General features: G+C 64.2%; 13 protein-coding genes and 1 tRNA gene. 7 read left to right on the forward strand and 7 right to left on the reverse strand.

What is annotated here, in order from left to right; all coding sequences use genetic code 11:
* Nucleotides 1-408, reverse strand: coding sequence for an alternative ribosome rescue aminoacyl-tRNA hydrolase ArfB (gene arfB, locus HD842_RS05805; protein ID WP_183552130.1), 408 nt, complete (start codon nt 406-408; stop codon nt 1-3).
* 187 nt (nt 409-595) lie between these two features.
* Here arfB and HD842_RS05810 point away from each other — a divergent pair, with 187 nt between their 5' ends.
* Entirely contained in the window at nt 596-1,813 is a 1,218-nt protein-coding gene (locus HD842_RS05810) for a YeeE/YedE family protein (RefSeq protein ID WP_183552131.1), read from the forward strand.
* Nucleotides 1,814-1,997: 184 nt separating this feature from the next.
* On the opposite strand, the gene HD842_RS05815 is transcribed toward HD842_RS05810, so the two are convergent.
* From HD842_RS05815 to hpnC, 6 genes are all read right to left on the reverse strand, one after another.
* Nucleotides 1,998-2,804, reverse strand: coding sequence for a GIN domain-containing protein (locus tag HD842_RS05815; protein WP_183552132.1), 807 nt, complete (start codon nt 2,802-2,804; stop codon nt 1,998-2,000).
* A gap of 5 nt (nt 2,805-2,809) precedes the next feature.
* Nucleotides 2,810-3,628: a DUF1700 domain-containing protein gene (locus HD842_RS05820; RefSeq protein WP_183552133.1), complete on the reverse strand. Its 819-nt coding sequence runs from the start codon at nt 3,626-3,628 to the stop codon at nt 2,810-2,812.
* 15 nt (nt 3,629-3,643) lie between these two features.
* Nucleotides 3,644-3,793 (reverse strand): hypothetical protein, encoded by a 150-nt coding sequence (locus tag HD842_RS05825; RefSeq protein ID WP_183552134.1) that lies wholly within the window; start codon nt 3,791-3,793, stop codon nt 3,644-3,646.
* A gap of 31 nt (nt 3,794-3,824) precedes the next feature.
* Nucleotides 3,825-5,234: a hydroxysqualene dehydroxylase HpnE gene (gene hpnE / locus HD842_RS05830; protein WP_183552135.1), complete on the reverse strand. Its 1,410-nt coding sequence runs from the start codon at nt 5,232-5,234 to the stop codon at nt 3,825-3,827.
* Nucleotides 5,221-6,054: a presqualene diphosphate synthase HpnD gene (gene hpnD / locus HD842_RS05835; protein WP_183552136.1), complete on the reverse strand. Its 834-nt coding sequence runs from the start codon at nt 6,052-6,054 to the stop codon at nt 5,221-5,223. The genes hpnE and hpnD overlap by 14 nt, the downstream gene beginning before the upstream one ends.
* Nucleotides 6,055-6,159: 105 nt before the next feature.
* Complete coding sequence (gene hpnC / locus HD842_RS05840; RefSeq protein WP_183552137.1) at nt 6,160-6,969, reverse strand: squalene synthase HpnC; 810 nt, start codon at nt 6,967-6,969, stop codon at nt 6,160-6,162.
* A 119-nt stretch (nt 6,970-7,088) separates the two neighbouring features.
* Between hpnC and HD842_RS05845 the strand changes: the two genes are divergently transcribed.
* From HD842_RS05845 to clpX, 6 genes are all read left to right on the forward strand, one after another.
* Nucleotides 7,089-8,258, forward strand: coding sequence for an efflux RND transporter periplasmic adaptor subunit (locus HD842_RS05845; protein WP_183552138.1), 1,170 nt, complete (start codon nt 7,089-7,091; stop codon nt 8,256-8,258).
* Nucleotides 8,255-11,353 carry an efflux RND transporter permease subunit gene (locus HD842_RS05850; protein ID WP_183552140.1) on the forward strand — a complete coding sequence of 1,033 codons (3,099 nt, stop codon included), beginning with the start codon at nt 8,255-8,257 and terminating at the stop codon, nt 11,351-11,353. The genes HD842_RS05845 and HD842_RS05850 overlap by 4 nt, the downstream gene beginning before the upstream one ends.
* Before the next feature lie 158 nt (nt 11,354-11,511).
* Nucleotides 11,512-11,598, forward strand: a tRNA-Leu gene (locus HD842_RS05855).
* 31 nt (nt 11,599-11,629) lie between these two features.
* The gene (gene tig / locus HD842_RS05860; protein ID WP_183552142.1) at nt 11,630-12,970 is read left to right on the forward strand and encodes a trigger factor; all 1,341 of its coding nucleotides are present in this window, start codon (nt 11,630-11,632) and stop codon (nt 12,968-12,970) included.
* 77 nt (nt 12,971-13,047) lie between these two features.
* Nucleotides 13,048-13,665: an ATP-dependent Clp endopeptidase proteolytic subunit ClpP gene (clpP, locus tag HD842_RS05865; RefSeq protein ID WP_307732379.1), complete on the forward strand. Its 618-nt coding sequence runs from the start codon at nt 13,048-13,050 to the stop codon at nt 13,663-13,665.
* Nucleotides 13,666-13,847: 182 nt separating this feature from the next.
* Complete coding sequence (clpX, locus tag HD842_RS05870) at nt 13,848-15,116, forward strand: ATP-dependent Clp protease ATP-binding subunit ClpX (RefSeq protein WP_183552143.1); 1,269 nt, start codon at nt 13,848-13,850, stop codon at nt 15,114-15,116.
* Nucleotides 15,117-15,179: the final 63 nt, after the last annotated feature.

Genomic DNA, 15,179 nt, shown 5'->3' on the forward strand with positions numbered 1-15,179 from the left:
TCAGTCGGTGACCTTGCCCCGCAGCGCCTTCGTTTGGCTGCTGCGCGTCTTGCCGTCGAGACGCCGTAGTTGCGAGCCGCGGGTCGGGCGGGTGGGGCGGCGGGTGACGGGCACGATCGCGGCCTTGTCGACCAGTTCCTGCAGGCGCCGCAGCGCGTCTTCCTTGTTCTGCTCCAGGCTGCGCGACTGTTGCGCCTTCAGTACCAGCACGCCTTCGTGCGAGATGCGCGTGTCGCGCAGCGCCAGCAGCCGCTCCTTGACCGCCTGTGGCAGCGACGACGCCGGAATGTCGAAGCGCGCATGCACGGCGCACGAGACCTTGTTGACGTTCTGCCCGCCCGGGCCCTGGGCCCGGATTGCGCTGAATTCGACTTCGGCTGGATTGACATGTGGGGTGAGTGCGGCCATTTTGGTCCTGGTTTGGTCCTGGTTGCATGATGCGCCGTGCAGGTTCGCAGCAGCAGGCGCATTGTAAGCGCTGACGCGCCGGTCTGATGCCTGCCGTGTCTGCGACGCGCAAAACGGGCGGGTTGCCTGCAACGATTGTCAAAAGCGACGACAATACCGGCCTACTTTCATTTGCACGGTCCCTGTCATGTCCAATTCTTCCACTCTGTCGATGCCGTTCCGTGTCGACCTCAATGTGCGCCCGCTTGGCGTGGCGTTGTTCCTGCTCGTGCTGGGCGCGTGGTATCTAGCGCAGGCAGTGAGCGGCCGCCAGTCGGCGCTGTACATCGTCGGCGCGCTGCTCGGCGTGGCGCTGTACCACGCGGCGTTCGGCTTCACGTCGGCCTGGCGCGTGTTCATTGCCGACGGCCGCGGCGCCGGCCTGCGTGCGCAGATGGTCATGCTGGCCGTCGGCGTGGCGCTGTTCTTCCCGGCGCTGGCCGCCGGCACGCTGTTCGGCACCCCGGTCACGGGCCTGGTGCAGCCGGCCGGCACCTCGGTGATCTTCGGCGCGTTCATTTTCGGCATCGGCATGCAGCTGGGCGGCGGTTGCGCCTCCGGCACGCTGTACACGGTTGGTGGCGGCAGCACGCGCATGATCGTTACGCTGCTGTTCTTCATTATTGGCTCATTGATCGGCACCGCGCACATGCCGTTCTGGACCTCGATGCCGCAACTGGCCCCGCTGTCGGCCGTCAAGGAACTGGGCCTGGCGCCGGCGCTGGCGCTGAACTGGGGCATCTTCGCGCTGATCGCGTTCATCACGATCGTCGTCGAAAAGCGCCGCCACGGCAAACTGGTGCCAGCACACGTGCAGCCGCCCCATCGCTCGCCATGGCTGCATGGCCCGTGGCCGCTGCTGGCCGGCGCGCTTGCGCTGGTGGTGCTTAACTTCGCGACGCTGGCGCTGTCCGGTCGGCCGTGGGGCGTCACATCGGCCTTCGCACTGTGGGGCGCGAAAGCGGCCGCGGTAATGGGTATCGACACGGCCAGCTGGACCTACTGGTCCACGAAAGCCAACGCCGCCGCACTGGCCTCGCCGATCTCGCAAGACGTGACGTCGGTGATGGACATCGGCATCGTGCTGGGGGCGATGTTGGCAGCGGCGCTGGCCGGCCGCTACGCACCAGTCTGGCGCCTGCCGATGCGCTCGCTGATCGCCGCCATCGTCGGCGGTCTGCTGCTGGGCTACGGCGCCCGCCTGGCCTACGGCTGCAATATCGGCGCGTACTTTAGCGGCATCCTGTCGGGCAGCCTGCACGGCTGGCTGTGGCTGGTCGTCGCCTTCATCGGCAACGTCGTCGGCACCCGCCTGCGCCCCTTCTTCAGCCTCGAAGTCGAGCGTCTGAAACCCACCGCCTGCTAAGCAAAAAGTAGGGTCAGTGTCGATTTATTGACCAATTGATTCACTGAAGTTGTCAAACAATTCGACTCTGACCCTAATTATCCAAAAGACAATTGCCCAACAATTGGGGTCAGAGTCGAATTATTGAGCAACTGATTTACTGAAGTTGTCAAACAATTCGACACTGACCCTATTTGTTGGGGGGTTATTCTTCGTAGGTGACGCTGCCGCTGCCTGTGCGGCTGGTGCTGCGTTCGGCGGGGTTGCCGTAGACTTCGACGTCGCCGCTGCCGCTCAGGGTGATGCGGATGGTGTCGCGGGCTTGCACGACGCTGTCGCCGGAGCCGGTCTGGCTTAGCGTGACTTCGCTGGCGCGCAGGTGTTCGGCGTCGAGGCGGCCGGAGCCTGTCGTATCGGCTTCCAGCGCGCGGGTGGTGCCGGAGACCGTGATGCTGCCCGAGCCCATCAGGCGGGTTTCGACGCGGTCCATCGCGGCGCCGCCATTCACGTCGAGGTCGCCGCTGCCGGTCAGGCCGACCGTGGCGTCGCGGTAGCGGCCATTGAAGCGAACGCTGCCCGAACCGTTGAGCTGGACGGCGATGGCGTCGCCCGAGAAGCCGTTGATCGTGCTGTCGCCGCTGCCTTCGATCGTCACCGCTGTCAGCACTGGCAGCACCAGCTCGACCACCAGTGGCTCGCGGTGGCGCAGCACCATGCCGCGGATGCCGATGCGCAGGACCTTGCCGTCGCCCGTGACCTCGACATTGCCCAGCATGCGCTGCTCGCCGCTGACCCGCAGCATCGGCGTGGCGCCGTAGCGCAGGTTCAGGTCGATCGGGCCATCGAGTTCGACGATCTCCACGCCGGCCGGCACCGGGCGCGTATCCTGCGCGACGGCGCGGCCTTCGGCGGCGCTGACCGTGCCGCTGGCCTTGAGCATGCTGTAGCTGAGCGCCACGAGCACCGCCGCCAGCAGCAGCAGGCTGAAACCCACTTTCATCAATGAGCGCATGGCGGCTATCCCTTCAACAACGACATGTTCATGTTCACGTAGCGGCGGATGCCGGCGATCGTGTACTTGCTGAACACCAGCGACAGCAGGAACAGCGCGATGCCACCCAGGATCAGCCCGCACCCGAGCACCACCTGCGTCGTGCGCGAATCGGGATCGAGGTCGGTCGTGATCTGGATGCGGCGCTCGGCCACCGCTTCGGCACCGCGCAGCACGCGCGAACGCTGCTGCCGGTTCTCGCTGTCGGCGGCCGATCCACTGTCGCCGGCCTCGGTTCGCTGATCCGATCTCAGCACCGGCTCTTCATACACCTGGATCCCATGCTCGCCGATCGACACCCGGGTCTGCGTTTCGCTCGGGCTATCGTCGTTCGTTATTTCCAGGCGGCTCAGCGGGGCGCTCAGCACCAGCTCGTTCGAGCCGGCCAGGCCGCTGGCAGTCACGGCAATGCCCGAGACATACACGCCGAAGGCCGACACGTACAGCGCCATCAGCAGCGACGCAAACACCGCGGCCGGAATCAGCATGAACAGGTTGAAGACCAGCAGGCCAAAGCCTGACACCACGGTGCGCGCCACGCTGCTTGTTGGCGCCGGTTTGTGGCTCAATTGCGCGAAATGGGCGTTGGTGCGCAGCGTCAGCGCGACGTCGCGCGGGTCGCCGAGTTCCTTGGCCACATCCTGTTCGGATCGTCCGACTGCTGCGCCGTCGACGAAGCGCTGCTCGTACCACGCGAGCGTCTTGGCCTGCACGTCGGGCGGGAGCCCCATCAACGCCCGCTTGAGCGCGTCGAGGTAATCAAGTTTGGAAAAAAAGTACGCCATACGATGCGCGCCGACCTAGTGATGACCGAGGACCGGGATCGCCCCGATCGCGCTGGCCGTACCGGGGCCACCGCCGCCGATCAGTTCCGGCATGACGAGTACGAGTGTGCTGGCCGCCACGAGAAGCAGCAGGGCGACCGTTCGTAGTCCGAGTCGGGGTGTCATGGTGGTGTCCATCAGGCGTGTTTCGATGGTGCTACTGTACGGCGCCGGCCGCTGGTGCACCATCGCCGTGCGACAGGCTGCGCTTTTCGCGGGGCAGGGCGCCGTAGGCGAGGATGGCCGTCGCTGCCGCCTGGCCGCTGCGCACCGCCGTCTCCAGCGTCGCCGGGTAATCGCTGGCCGTGTAGTCGCCCGCCAGCACCACGCCCGGGAGCGGCGTAGCATTGGCTGGCCGGACCAACCCGGGCGCACAGGTGAACGTCGCGCGCTTTTCCGTGATCAGCTGGGTCCAGACCGGCGTGCCCAGTTCGGGCCGGCCAAAGTCGTGCGCCAGTTGCGCCGCGATGGCGCCCGCGAGCGCCTCACGCGGCAGCGCTGCAGCCTCGGCGGCGGCGCTGACGACGACGGCAAACACGCCATCCTGGCCCGGGTCGAGCTGGGCGCGGTCGAACACGAACTGGCCCCAGCGGCCCGCCTGCGGATCGTCCAGCAGCGCGCAGAACGGCAGGTCCAGGCGCGTGCCCGGTGCATATTGCAGGTAACAGGTCGCGATCGGCTCGTAAGTGAAACTATCCAGTTGCGCGCTCAGTGCGGCGCAGTCGGCAAACGGCGCCAGCAGCGTAGCGCTGGCGGCTGCCGGTGTGGCCAGCACGACGGCGTCGACCCGCTCGTCGCCCGCGCCCGTCGTCAGGCACCAGCCGTCGCCATCCACGTTGCGCGCAAGCGCCGCAACCTTGACGCCAGCGCGCACTGCGTGGCCTTCACGCGCCAGCCAGGCACCGGCAGGCTCCGGAAACAGCGCGCCCATCGCCACGCGCGGCAGCAGCATGTCCGAGGCCGCACGCCGGCTGGCGCCCAGGCTGTCGCGCAGCACGGCCAGAAACACATTGGCCGACGCGCGCTCGGGCGGCGTATTGAGCGCCGCAATGCACAGCGGGCGCCACATCAGTGTCGTGAGTCGCTCGGTCTGGTCGAAGCGTTCGAGCAGTTCGGCCACCGTGCAATCGACGTCCAGCGCCCAGCCCATCCAGCGCCCCGCGCTGTTGAAACGGGCCAGGGCGAGCTTGTCGGCACGCGCCAGGCCCTTGGCGCGCAGCAGCGCGAACGCCAGGTGCAGCGGCGCGGGCAGGCGCGGCGCGACGAAATCCATGCCGGCGCTGCCGGGCGGATAGCGCATCTGCACCGGCAGGCGCAGCAATGCTGCATCGGGATCGACGCCCACCTGGCGCAGCATGCGCAGCGATTCGGCGTACGCGCCCAGCAGGATGTGCTGGCCGTTGTCCAGCGCCAGGCCGCGCACGTCGACCCCACGGGCGCGCCCGCCAAGGGTGCGCGCCGCTTCGAACAGGATGACGTCCGCGCCCTTGCGCGCCAGCGTCACTGCCGCCGCGCAGCCGGCCCAGCCCGCGCCGACGACTGCAACGCGCAGCCTAGGTGCGGACATACGTCTTCCACGCCAGCCACAGCTTGCGCAGCGGCGTGAGCGAGATGCGCTGGTTCAGCACGTGGTAGCCGTCGCGCTGGATTTCATCGAGCAGCGTGCGGTAGATCGACGCCATCATGAGTCCCGGACGCTGGGCGCGCCGGTCTTCCTTCGGCAGCAGGGCCAGCGCTTCGTCGTAGATGGCTTGCGCGCGCTTGGCCTGGAACGCCATCAGCGCTTCGAATTTCTCGTTGTGCTGGAGCTTGAGCAGGTCGTTCGCCGTGACGCCGAACTGCTGGAGTTCGTTCACCGGCAGGTAGATACGGCCCTTGCGCGCGTCGTCGCCCACGTCGCGGATGATGTTCGTCAGCTGGAACGCGAGGCCCAGTTTTTCGGCATACGCCAGTGTTTGCGGATTGGTGTAGCCGAAAATGCTGGCCGACAGGATGCCCACCACGCCGGCCACGTGCCAGCAATAGCGTTGCAGGCCCGGGTAATCGAGGTAGCGGCTCTGGTCGAGATCCATCTCCATACCGTTGACGATCGCCTGCAGGTGTTGTTCTTCCAGCTTGTAGACGGCGATGTGGGGCTGCAGCGCGAGCATCACCGGGTGCGTTGGCGTGCCCGCATACATCTTCGAGACCTCGGTGCGCCACCACGCCAGCTTGATGCGGGCGACCGAACCGTCGGTGGCTTCGTCGACCGTGTCGTCCACCTCGCGGCAAAAGGCGTACAACGCCGTGATCGCGCGCCGGCGTTCGGGCGGCAAAAACAGGAAGCTGTAGTAGAAACTGGAGCCGCTTTGAACGGTCTTTTGCTGGCAGTATTCGTCTGGAGACATGAAAATCGTCGTGGAGTGCTGGTTGGGCGGCTGCGGCACGGCTGTGCCGTCAGGCGAGCATTCTAGCAGGGTAGACAGCGCAGCCGGCGATGTGCGCCGTGACTTTTACATGCGCAGCGCGCCCCAGCCGACGGCGACCCAGTCCGCGGTGCCCAAGGTCGGGCGGCGCCGGTACACATCGTAACCTGCGCGCTCGATCCGGTCGAGGATGCGCAGGCCGCCCTGGACGATCATGCGCAGCTCCCAGCCGATGCGGCCCGGCAGCCGCCTGGCCAGGGGCGCGCCCGACAGCATCAGCGCGCGGGCGCGCTCGACCTCGAAGCGCATCAGGGCCTGGAACGGCGCATCGACGATGCCCGCCTTCAGGGCCGTTTCGCTGACTTGGAAGCGCGCCAGGTCTTCCAGCGGCAGGTAGATGCGGCCCTTGGTCAGGTCGATCGCGACGTCCTGGATGAAATTGATCAGTTGCAGCGCGCTGCAGATCGCATCCGAGTCGCGCAGGTTGACCGCGTCGTCGGCCTCGTACAGGGCCAGCATCAGGCGCCCGACCGGGTTCGCCGAGCGGCGGCAATAGTCGAGCAGGCTCGCGTATTCCTGGTAGCGCGGCGTGACGACATCCTGCCGGAAGGCCGACAGCAGGTCGCGCATGGGCGCGACCGACAGCCGGTACTGCACCACGACATGGGCCAGCCGCGCGAACATCGGCTCATCGGGAACGCTGCCAGCCTCGATGCGGTCCAACTGCTGGTCGTAGGCTTGCAGCGCCGCCAGCCGCTCGCCGGGCGCGGCGTCGCCTTCGTCGGCCAGGTCGTCGGCGCTGCGTGCAAAGGCATAGATCGCCTCGACCGCCGGCACCAGGCGGCGCGGCATCAGAATCGACGCAACAGGAAAGTTCTCGTAGTGATCAACAGCCATGTTTAGAGGGAAGACGCTAAAGTCGTCACATTGTCTAGTTGCATGATTATAATTGCTGAATTACAAACTGGCGCCAACGCAGCACTCCACGCGCCGCCAGCTTCGGCTTGAGACGCCGCATGCCCAGTCAAAGGATCACCACCGTGTTTGTCCGATTTTCTTCCCCAACCTTGCGGGCGGCCGTGGTCGCCTTCTGCGCCGCCGGCGCCCTGGCCGCGTGCTCGAAGCCGGCGCCGCCGGTCGAAGACATCCGTCCGGTGCGGGTGATCCAGCTGGTGGCCGATGCGGGCGCCGAGCGGTCGCAGTTTTCAGGCGACGTGCGGCCGCGTTACGAGTCGCAACTGGGCTTCCGGGTTGGCGGCAAGATCATCGAACGCAAGGTGGACGTGGGCGCGACCGTCAAGCGCGGCACGGTGCTGATGCGCCTCGACCCGCAAGACATCCGGCTGGCCGAAACCCAGGCCCGCGCCACGCTGCGCGCCGCCGACACCGAGCGCGAACTGGCCGCTGCCGATTACCAGCGGCACGTCAATCTGCGCTCCCAGAATTTCGTCAGCCAAGCCGTGCTCGATGCCAAGCAAAGCGCGCTCAAGGCGGCCCAGGCCAATGTCGATGCAGCGCGCGCCGGCTTGCGCGGCCAGTCGAACCAGGCCAATTACACGACCCTGGTTGCCGACGTCGATGGCGTCGTCACGGCCATTGATGCCGAGGTAGGGCAGGTCGTCCAGGCTGGCACGCCGGTGGTGCGCGTGGCCCGCACTGCAGAGAAGGAAGTCGTCATCGGCATCCCCGAAAACAAGGTGGATGGATTGCGCCAGTCGGCCGACGTGGTCGTGCGCCTGTGGGCCGATGCAGAGCAGACCATCCCGGGCAAGATCCGCGAAATCGCGCCGATGGCCGATGCCGCAACCCGCACCTACACCGTGAAAGTTGCGCTGCCCGCCCGCGTCGATGCGCGCCTGGGAATGAGCGCGACGGTGGAGCTGGCCACGGGCGCGGCAACCACCGGCGGCCTGCGCGTGCCCTTGAGCGCGCTGGTCAACAACAAGGGCGCGAGCAGTGTCTGGGTCGTCGACAACGGCGCCGTCAAGCTCGTGCCGGTGCAGGTGGCCGGCCAGGTCGATAACGACGTGCTGGTGGCCGGCGCCGTGCGCGCCGGCCAGAACGTGGTCACGGCCGGCGTGAACCTGCTCAAGCCTGGCCAGAAGGTGCGCATCCTTACCGCCGATGTCGCGCGGCGGGCGGACGCCGAAGCGGCCATGACGGCCAACGGCGGGGCCGCACGATGAAGGGCTTCAACCTGTCGCGCTGGGCGCTGGAACATATCCCGCTTACGCGCTTCCTGATCGCGGCGTGCCTGCTGTTCGGCATCCTGAGTTACTTCGAACTGGGCCAGGACGAAGACCCGCCATTCACCTTCCGCGCGATGGTCGTGCGCGCCGTGTGGCCGGGCGCCACGGCGCTGCAGATGGCCGAGCAGGTCACCGATCCGCTCGAGCGCAAGCTGCAGGAGACACCCTACGTCAACACGATCCGCAGCTTTTCCAAGCCGGGCGAAACCACGATCCTGATCGAGCTGCGTGAATCGACGCCGCCCAAGGAAACGACGGCCGCGTGGTATCAGGTGCGCAAGAAAATCGGCGACATCACCGCCACGCTGCCGCAGGGCGTGATCGGCCCGTTCTTCAACGACGAATTCGGCGACACGTATGGGTCGATCTTCGCGTTGTCGGGCGATGGTTTCACCTATGGCGAAATGCGCGACTACGCCGACTTCGTGCGCCAGCAGCTGCTGCGCGTGCCGCTGGTGGCCAAGGTCGAGCAATTTGGCGTGCAGAACGAAAAAGTGTATATCGAGTTCTCGAGCAAGAAATTTGCCCAGCTGGGCGTGCCGTTCGAGCAGATCGTGAACCAGATCGCCACGCAGAACGCGGTCGAGGCCAGCGGCGTGCTGGTCACGCCCACGGACAACCTGTCGGTGCGCGTGACGGGCGCGCTCGGCACGCTCGACCAGATCGAGGCGCTGCAGCTGCGCGCCGGCGGCACCACGTTCCGCCTCGGCGACTTCGCCACCGTCAAGCGCGGCTACCAGGATCCACCGGCCGACAAGATGCGCTTCAATGGCAAGGACGTCATCGGCCTGGGCGTGTCGATGGAAAAGGGCGGCAATATCATCACGATGGGCAAGGGGCTGGCCGAGACGGTGGCCCGCATCCGCGCGCAGCTGCCGGTCGGGATCGAGCTCGAACGGGTGGCTGACCAGCCGCAGGCCGTCAAGGAGTCGGTCGGCGAATTCGTCAAGGTGCTGATCGAGGCGGTCGTCATCGTGCTGGTCGTGTCGTTCCTGGCCCTCGGCCTGCACACCAAGCCCAAATGGCGCATCGATATCTATCCGGGCCTGGTGGTGGCGCTGTCGATCCCGCTGGTGCTGGCCATCACGTTCCTCGCCATGCGCATGCTCGACATCTCGCTGCACAAGATTTCGCTGGGCGCGCTGATCATCGCGCTGGGTCTGCTGGTGGACGACGCTATCATCGCCGTCGAAATGATGGTGCGCAAAATGGAAGAGGGCATGTCGCGCTTCGAGGCCGCCACCTTCGCCTACACGTCCACGGCCATGCCAATGCTGACCGGGACGCTGATCACGGCGGCAGGCTTCCTGCCGATTGGCTTGGCCGAATCGGCCGCCGGCGAATATACGTTCACGATGTTCTCGGTCAACGGGCTGGCGCTGCTGATCTCGTGGGTGGTGGCGGTGATGTTCACGCCCTACATCGGCTTCATGCTGCTCAAGGTCAAGCCGCACGCGCATGGCGAGAGCGGCCACGACGTCTTCGATTCCCCTGCGTATCAGCGCTTCCGGCGCATCGTGACCTGGTGCGTCGAGTGGCGCAAGACCACCATTGCGCTGACGCTCGCCGTGTTCGCGCTGGGCATCTTCGGCTTCAAATTCATCGAGAAGCAGTTCTTCCCGGACTCGAGCCGGCCCGAGTTGATGGTTGAACTCTGGTCGCCCGAGGGTACGAGCTTTGCCGCCAACGAGGCAACCGTCAAGCGCTTCGAGGCGTTTCTGGCGCAGCAGCAGGGTGTGCGCAGTGTGACGAGCTATGTCGGCACCGGCAGCCCGCGTTTCTATCTGCCGCTGGACCAGATCTTCCCGCAATCGAACGTGTCGCAGGTGGTCGTGCTGCCGGTCGATACCAGGGCGCGCGACGCGCTGCGCCTGAAGATCGTCGACATCTTCAAGCACGATTTCCCCGAAGTGCGCGGGCGCGTCAGGCTGCTGGCCAATGGCCCGCCGGTGCCGTACCCGGTGCAGTTCCAGGTGCTGGGGCCCGACATCGGCGTCGTGCGCGGGATCGCCGACCAGGTCAGGGCGACGCTGCTGGCCAATCCGAACACGCTGGGCGTGAACGACAACTGGAACGAATCGATCAAGGTGCTGCGCCTCGACCTGGACCAGGACAAGCTGCGCGCGCTGGGCGTGACGTCGCAGGCCGTGCGGCGCGCGGTCAATACGACGCTCACCGGCACGGCGGTCGGTCAGTTGCGCGAATCTAACCGCCTGATCGACATGGTCGTGCGCCAGCCACTGGAAGAGCGCTCGACCATCACGCGCCTGTCCGAAACGCTGGTGCCCACCACCGGCGGGCAGGCCGTGACGATTGGCCAGGTGGCGCGCGTGCGCTTCGTCTGGGAGCCGGGCGTCGTCTGGCGCGAAGGCCGCGAGTGGGCCATCATGGTCCAGGCCGACGTGGTCGACGGCATCCAGGGGCCGACCGTGACCGCGCAAGTCGACAAGCAGCTGGGCGCGCTGCGCGCGAAGCTGCCGGCCGGCTACCGCCTGACGATCGAAGGCGCCGCCGCCGACAGCTCCGAAGCCGAGGCGTCCATCGCGGCCAATGTGCCGCTGGTGCTGTTCATCGTGTTTGCGCTGCTGATGCTGCAATTGCACAGCTTCTCGCGTTCGCTGCTGGTGTTCTTGACCGGCCCGCTGGGCGTGGCGGGCGCTGCGATGGCGCTGCTGATCCTCGACCGCCCCTTCGGCTTTGTCGCGAATCTCGGCGTGATCGCGCTGTTCGGCATGATCATCCGCAACTCGGTGATCCTGGTCGACCAGATCGAGCAGGACATTGCCACTGGCAGCCATCCGTGGGATGCGATCATCGAAGCGGCCGTGCGCCGCTGCCGGCCGATCCTGCTGACGGCCGCCGCGGCGGCGCTGGCAATGATCCCGTTGTCGCGCTCGACGTTCTGGGGCCCGATGGCGGTGGCCATCATGGGCGGCCTGATGGTGGCGACGGCATTGACGCTGTTATTCCTGCCGGCCTTGTATGCGGCGTGGTTCCGCGTGAAAAAGCCGGCAGGGGCGGGCGGCAAATGAATGCACCTATCCCCGCACTGGAAAAAATGATGCCCAATAGTGTCAGAAATTCCAGTAAAATAATCGATTGAAGTTGTAGCCCCTAAACAATGGAGTGCAGGGCGGCCGGGTTCTACTGTCGGGCGCCCTTTGTTTTTGAGGCGATATTGCAATCCTGAGCGAGGATGGCGAAATTGGTAGACGCACCAGGTTTAGGTCCTGACGCCAGCAATGGTGTGGGGGTTCGAGTCCCCCTCCTCGCACCACGAATAATTATTTTTTTGGACGATTTTTACAATGGCAACTGCAGTCGAAACCCTGGGTAAACTCGAACGTCGCTTGACGATCTCTTTTCCGGTCGCTGACGTCCGCACTGAAGTCGAGAAGCGCCTGAAACAGCAGGCCAAGACCGCCAAGGCGCCTGGCTTCCGTCCGGGCAAAGTGCCGCTCAAGATGGTCGCTGCCCAGTACGGCTACCAGATCGAATCGGACGTGCTCAACGACAAAGTTGGCCGCGCATTCAACGAAGCCGCTGTCGCCAACGAACTGCGCGTTGCCGGTTTCCCGAAAATCGAGCCAAAAGACGACGCCCCTGAAGGCGTCCTCGAATTCAACGCCACCTTCGAAGTCTATCCAGAAGTCGTCATTGGCGACCTGGCAGCGGTTGAAGTCGAAACCGTCGTGACCGAAGTGTCCGACACCGAAATCGACAAGACCATCGACATCCTGCGCAAGCAGCGTGTGCACTACCACACCAAGGGCGAGCAGGGCGAACACGGCACCGGCGGCGAGCCAGTCGCAGCTGATGGCGACCGCGTCACCGTCGACTTCGTCGGCACGCTCGATGGCGTCGAATTCGACGGCGGCAAGGCTGAAGATTACGCGTTCGTGCTGGGCGAAGGCCGCATGCTGCCTGAGTTCGAAGCCGCAACGATCGGCCTGAAAGTCGGCGAAGCCAAGACCTTCCCACTGGCGTTCCCAGAGGACTACCATGGCAAGGACGTCGCCGGTAAAACCGCCGAGTTCACCATCACGCTCAAAGCACTCGAGTGGGCGCACATGCCTGCGGTCGATACCGAATTTGCCCAGTCGCTGGGAATCGAAGACGGTTCGATCGAGAAAATGCGCGAAGACATCAAGGTGAACCTGGAGCGCGAAGTGCGCGCCCGCGTCAAGGCCCGCAACAAGGAAGCCGTGATGGATGCACTGGTCAAGGCTACCGAACTGGACGTGCCGACCGTGATGGTCGAGCAGGATTCGGAGCGTTTGGCCGAAATGACCCGCCAGGACATGGCGCAGCGCGGCATGGACGTCGCCAAGCTGCCATTCCCGTCCGAGATGTTCAAGGACAAGGCCGAGCGCCGCGTGCGCCTGGGTCTGATCCTGTCGCAACTGGTTGCCGACAACGATCTGCAAGCCACGCAAGATCAGGTGAAAGCCCAGATCGAAGATTTCTCGCAGAGCTACGAAGACCCGAAAGAAGTCCTGAAGTACTACTTCAGTGATCGTCGTCGTCTGGGTGAAGTCGAAGCCCTTGTATTGGAAGAAAACGTCGTCAACTACGTACTTGGCAAGGCCAAGGTCTCGAACAAGACCGTCGCTTTCGATGAACTGATGGGCAGCGTCCCACAGGCTTAAGAAAAGCAGGCCGGCCCCTCGAGGCCGGCTTTTTTCAATGGCCCATTTGACCAACCCCTAACAAGGAAGAGACAGGTATGATGCACAATCCAGCACTGGATACACAGGCACTCGGCTTGGTGCCGATGGTCGTCGAGCAAAGTGGTCGCGGCGAACGCGCTTACGACATTTACTCGCGCCTCTTGAAAGAACGCGTGATTTTCCTGGTTGGTCCCGTCAATGACCAGATGGCCAACCTGATCGTCGCCCAGATGCTGTTCCTGGAAAGCGAAAATCCTGACAAGGATATCTCGCTCTACATCAACTCGCCGGGTGGCTCGGTCTCGGCCGGCCTCGCGATCCTCGACACGATGAACTTCATCAAGCCCGACGTCTCGACGCTGTGCACGGGCCTGGCGGCCTCGATGGGCGCATTCCTGCTGGCCGCCGGCGCCAAGGGCAAGCGTTTCTCGCTGCCGAACTCGCGCGTCATGATTCACCAGCCATCGGGCGGTTCACAGGGCATGGCCTCGGATATCGAAATCCAGGCCAAGGAAATCCTGTACCTGCGTGAGCGTCTGGCCCGCATCATGTCCGACAACACCGGCCAGAGCATCGAACAGATCCACCGCGACACCGACCGTGACCGCTTCATGTCGGCCGAAGAGTCGGTGGAGTATGGGCTGATCGACAAGGTCCTCACGCACCGCGGTTAAGAAATTGCCCGAGCATCCAGCGTGATGTTGGAAAAAAACGCCCGGACGCGAACACGTTCGGGCGTTTGTTTTTTATTTCGGGTAGCATGTTCACATGCGCACCAGTTGCGCCCTTGGATTCGCCCTTGTTGCGTCTCCGGTTAAGCGTTATATTCATAGCAATTCAATAGAGTCCTGCCCCCATGTCAGAGAAAAAATCCTCCAGCGGCGAAAAACTGTTGTACTGCTCGTTCTGTGGCAAGAGCCAGCACGAAGTCAAAAAGCTGATCGCAGGACCGTCCGTGTTCATCTGCGATGAATGCATCGACTTGTGCAACGACATCATCCGCGATGAAACGTCGAACGTCGAAACGGTCACGGGCGCCAAGTCCGACCTGCCGACGCCCCTTGAAATCACCGAATTGCTCGACCAGTATGTGATCGGTCAGCAGACGGCCAAGCGCATCCTGTCGGTGGCGGTGTACAACCACTACAAGCGCCTCAAGCACCTGGGCAAGAAAGACGAAGTCGAACTCGCCAAGAGCAACATCCTGCTGGTCGGTCCTACTGGCTCCGGCAAGACGCTGCTGGCCCAGACGCTCGCACGCATGCTGAACGTGCCGTTCGTGATCGCCGATGCGACCACGCTGACCGAAGCCGGCTACGTCGGTGAAGACGTCGAGAACATCATCCAGAAGCTGCTGCAGAGCTGTAACTACGAAGTTGAAAAAGCGCAGCGCGGCATCGTCTACATCGACGAGATCGACAAGATTTCGCGCAAGTCCGATAACCCGTCGATCACGCGCGACGTGTCGGGTGAGGGCGTGCAGCAGGCGCTGCTCAAGCTGATCGAAGGCACGATGGCCTCGGTGCCGCCGCAGGGCGGGCGCAAGCACCCGAACCAGGACTTCGTCCAGATCGACACGACCAACATCATGTTCATCTGCGGCGGCGCGTTTGATGGCCTGGCCAAGGTGATCCAGAACCGCTCCGTCAAGAGCGGGATCGGCTTTGGCGCCACGGTCAAGAGCCTCGATTCCGGCTACAACGCCGAGATCCTGCTCGAAGCCGAGCCCGAAGACCTGATCAAGTTCGGTCTGATTCCCGAGCTGGTCGGCCGTCTGCCGGTGGTGGCTGCCTTGTCCGAGCTGACCGAAGAAGCGCTGATCCAGATTCTGATTGAACCAAAGAATGCGTTGATCAAGCAATATTCGAAATTGCTGGAAATGGAAGGCGCCGAACTGGAGATTCGTCCGGCAGCGCTGCATGCAATTGCGAAGAAAGCACTGGCCCGTAAAACCGGCGCACGTGGCCTGCGTTCGATTCTCGAACATGCGCTGCTTGACGTGATGTATGAATTGCCAGGCCAGTCGAATGTCGTGAAAGTCGTGATCGATGAAAATACGATCACGAACGGCGCGAAACCTTTGCTGATTTACAGCGAAACAGCAAAAGCGTCGGGAGAAAACTGAAAAAAATCCGGGCGCAAGCGACAAATTGCTTGCCGCACAGATTCAACTCGGTACAATCAATCT

Origin of the sequence: Massilia aurea, from assembly GCF_014200505.1 — a bacterium.
Lineage (GTDB): Bacteria > Pseudomonadota > Gammaproteobacteria > Burkholderiales > Burkholderiaceae_D > Telluria > Telluria aurea_B.

Excerpts from the sequence above, each read along its gene's own strand:
- hpnD (WP_183552136.1), bottom strand. The coding sequence starts at position 6,054 with ATGTCTCCAGACGAATACTGCCAGCAAAAGACCGTTCAAAGCGGCTCC.
- HD842_RS05825 (WP_183552134.1), bottom strand. The coding sequence starts at position 3,793 with ATGACACCCCGACTCGGACTACGAACGGTCGCCCTGCTGCTTCTCGTG.
- HD842_RS05820 (WP_183552133.1), bottom strand. The coding sequence starts at position 3,628 with ATGGCGTACTTTTTTTCCAAACTTGATTACCTCGACGCGCTCAAGCGG.
- HD842_RS05815 (WP_183552132.1), bottom strand. The coding sequence starts at position 2,804 with ATGCGCTCATTGATGAAAGTGGGTTTCAGCCTGCTGCTGCTGGCGGCG.
- clpP (WP_307732379.1), top strand. The coding sequence starts at position 13,048 with ATGATGCACAATCCAGCACTGGATACACAGGCACTCGGCTTGGTGCCG.
- HD842_RS05845 (WP_183552138.1), top strand. The coding sequence starts at position 7,089 with ATGCCCAGTCAAAGGATCACCACCGTGTTTGTCCGATTTTCTTCCCCA.
- HD842_RS05850 (WP_183552140.1), top strand. The coding sequence starts at position 8,255 with ATGAAGGGCTTCAACCTGTCGCGCTGGGCGCTGGAACATATCCCGCTT.
- arfB (WP_183552130.1), bottom strand. The coding sequence starts at position 408 with ATGGCCGCACTCACCCCACATGTCAATCCAGCCGAAGTCGAATTCAGC.
- hpnC (WP_183552137.1), bottom strand. The coding sequence starts at position 6,969 with ATGGCTGTTGATCACTACGAGAACTTTCCTGTTGCGTCGATTCTGATG.
- hpnE (WP_183552135.1), bottom strand. The coding sequence starts at position 5,234 with ATGTCCGCACCTAGGCTGCGCGTTGCAGTCGTCGGCGCGGGCTGGGCC.
- HD842_RS05810 (WP_183552131.1), top strand. The coding sequence starts at position 596 with ATGTCCAATTCTTCCACTCTGTCGATGCCGTTCCGTGTCGACCTCAAT.
- tig (WP_183552142.1), top strand. The coding sequence starts at position 11,630 with ATGGCAACTGCAGTCGAAACCCTGGGTAAACTCGAACGTCGCTTGACG.
- clpX (WP_183552143.1), top strand. The coding sequence starts at position 13,848 with ATGTCAGAGAAAAAATCCTCCAGCGGCGAAAAACTGTTGTACTGCTCG.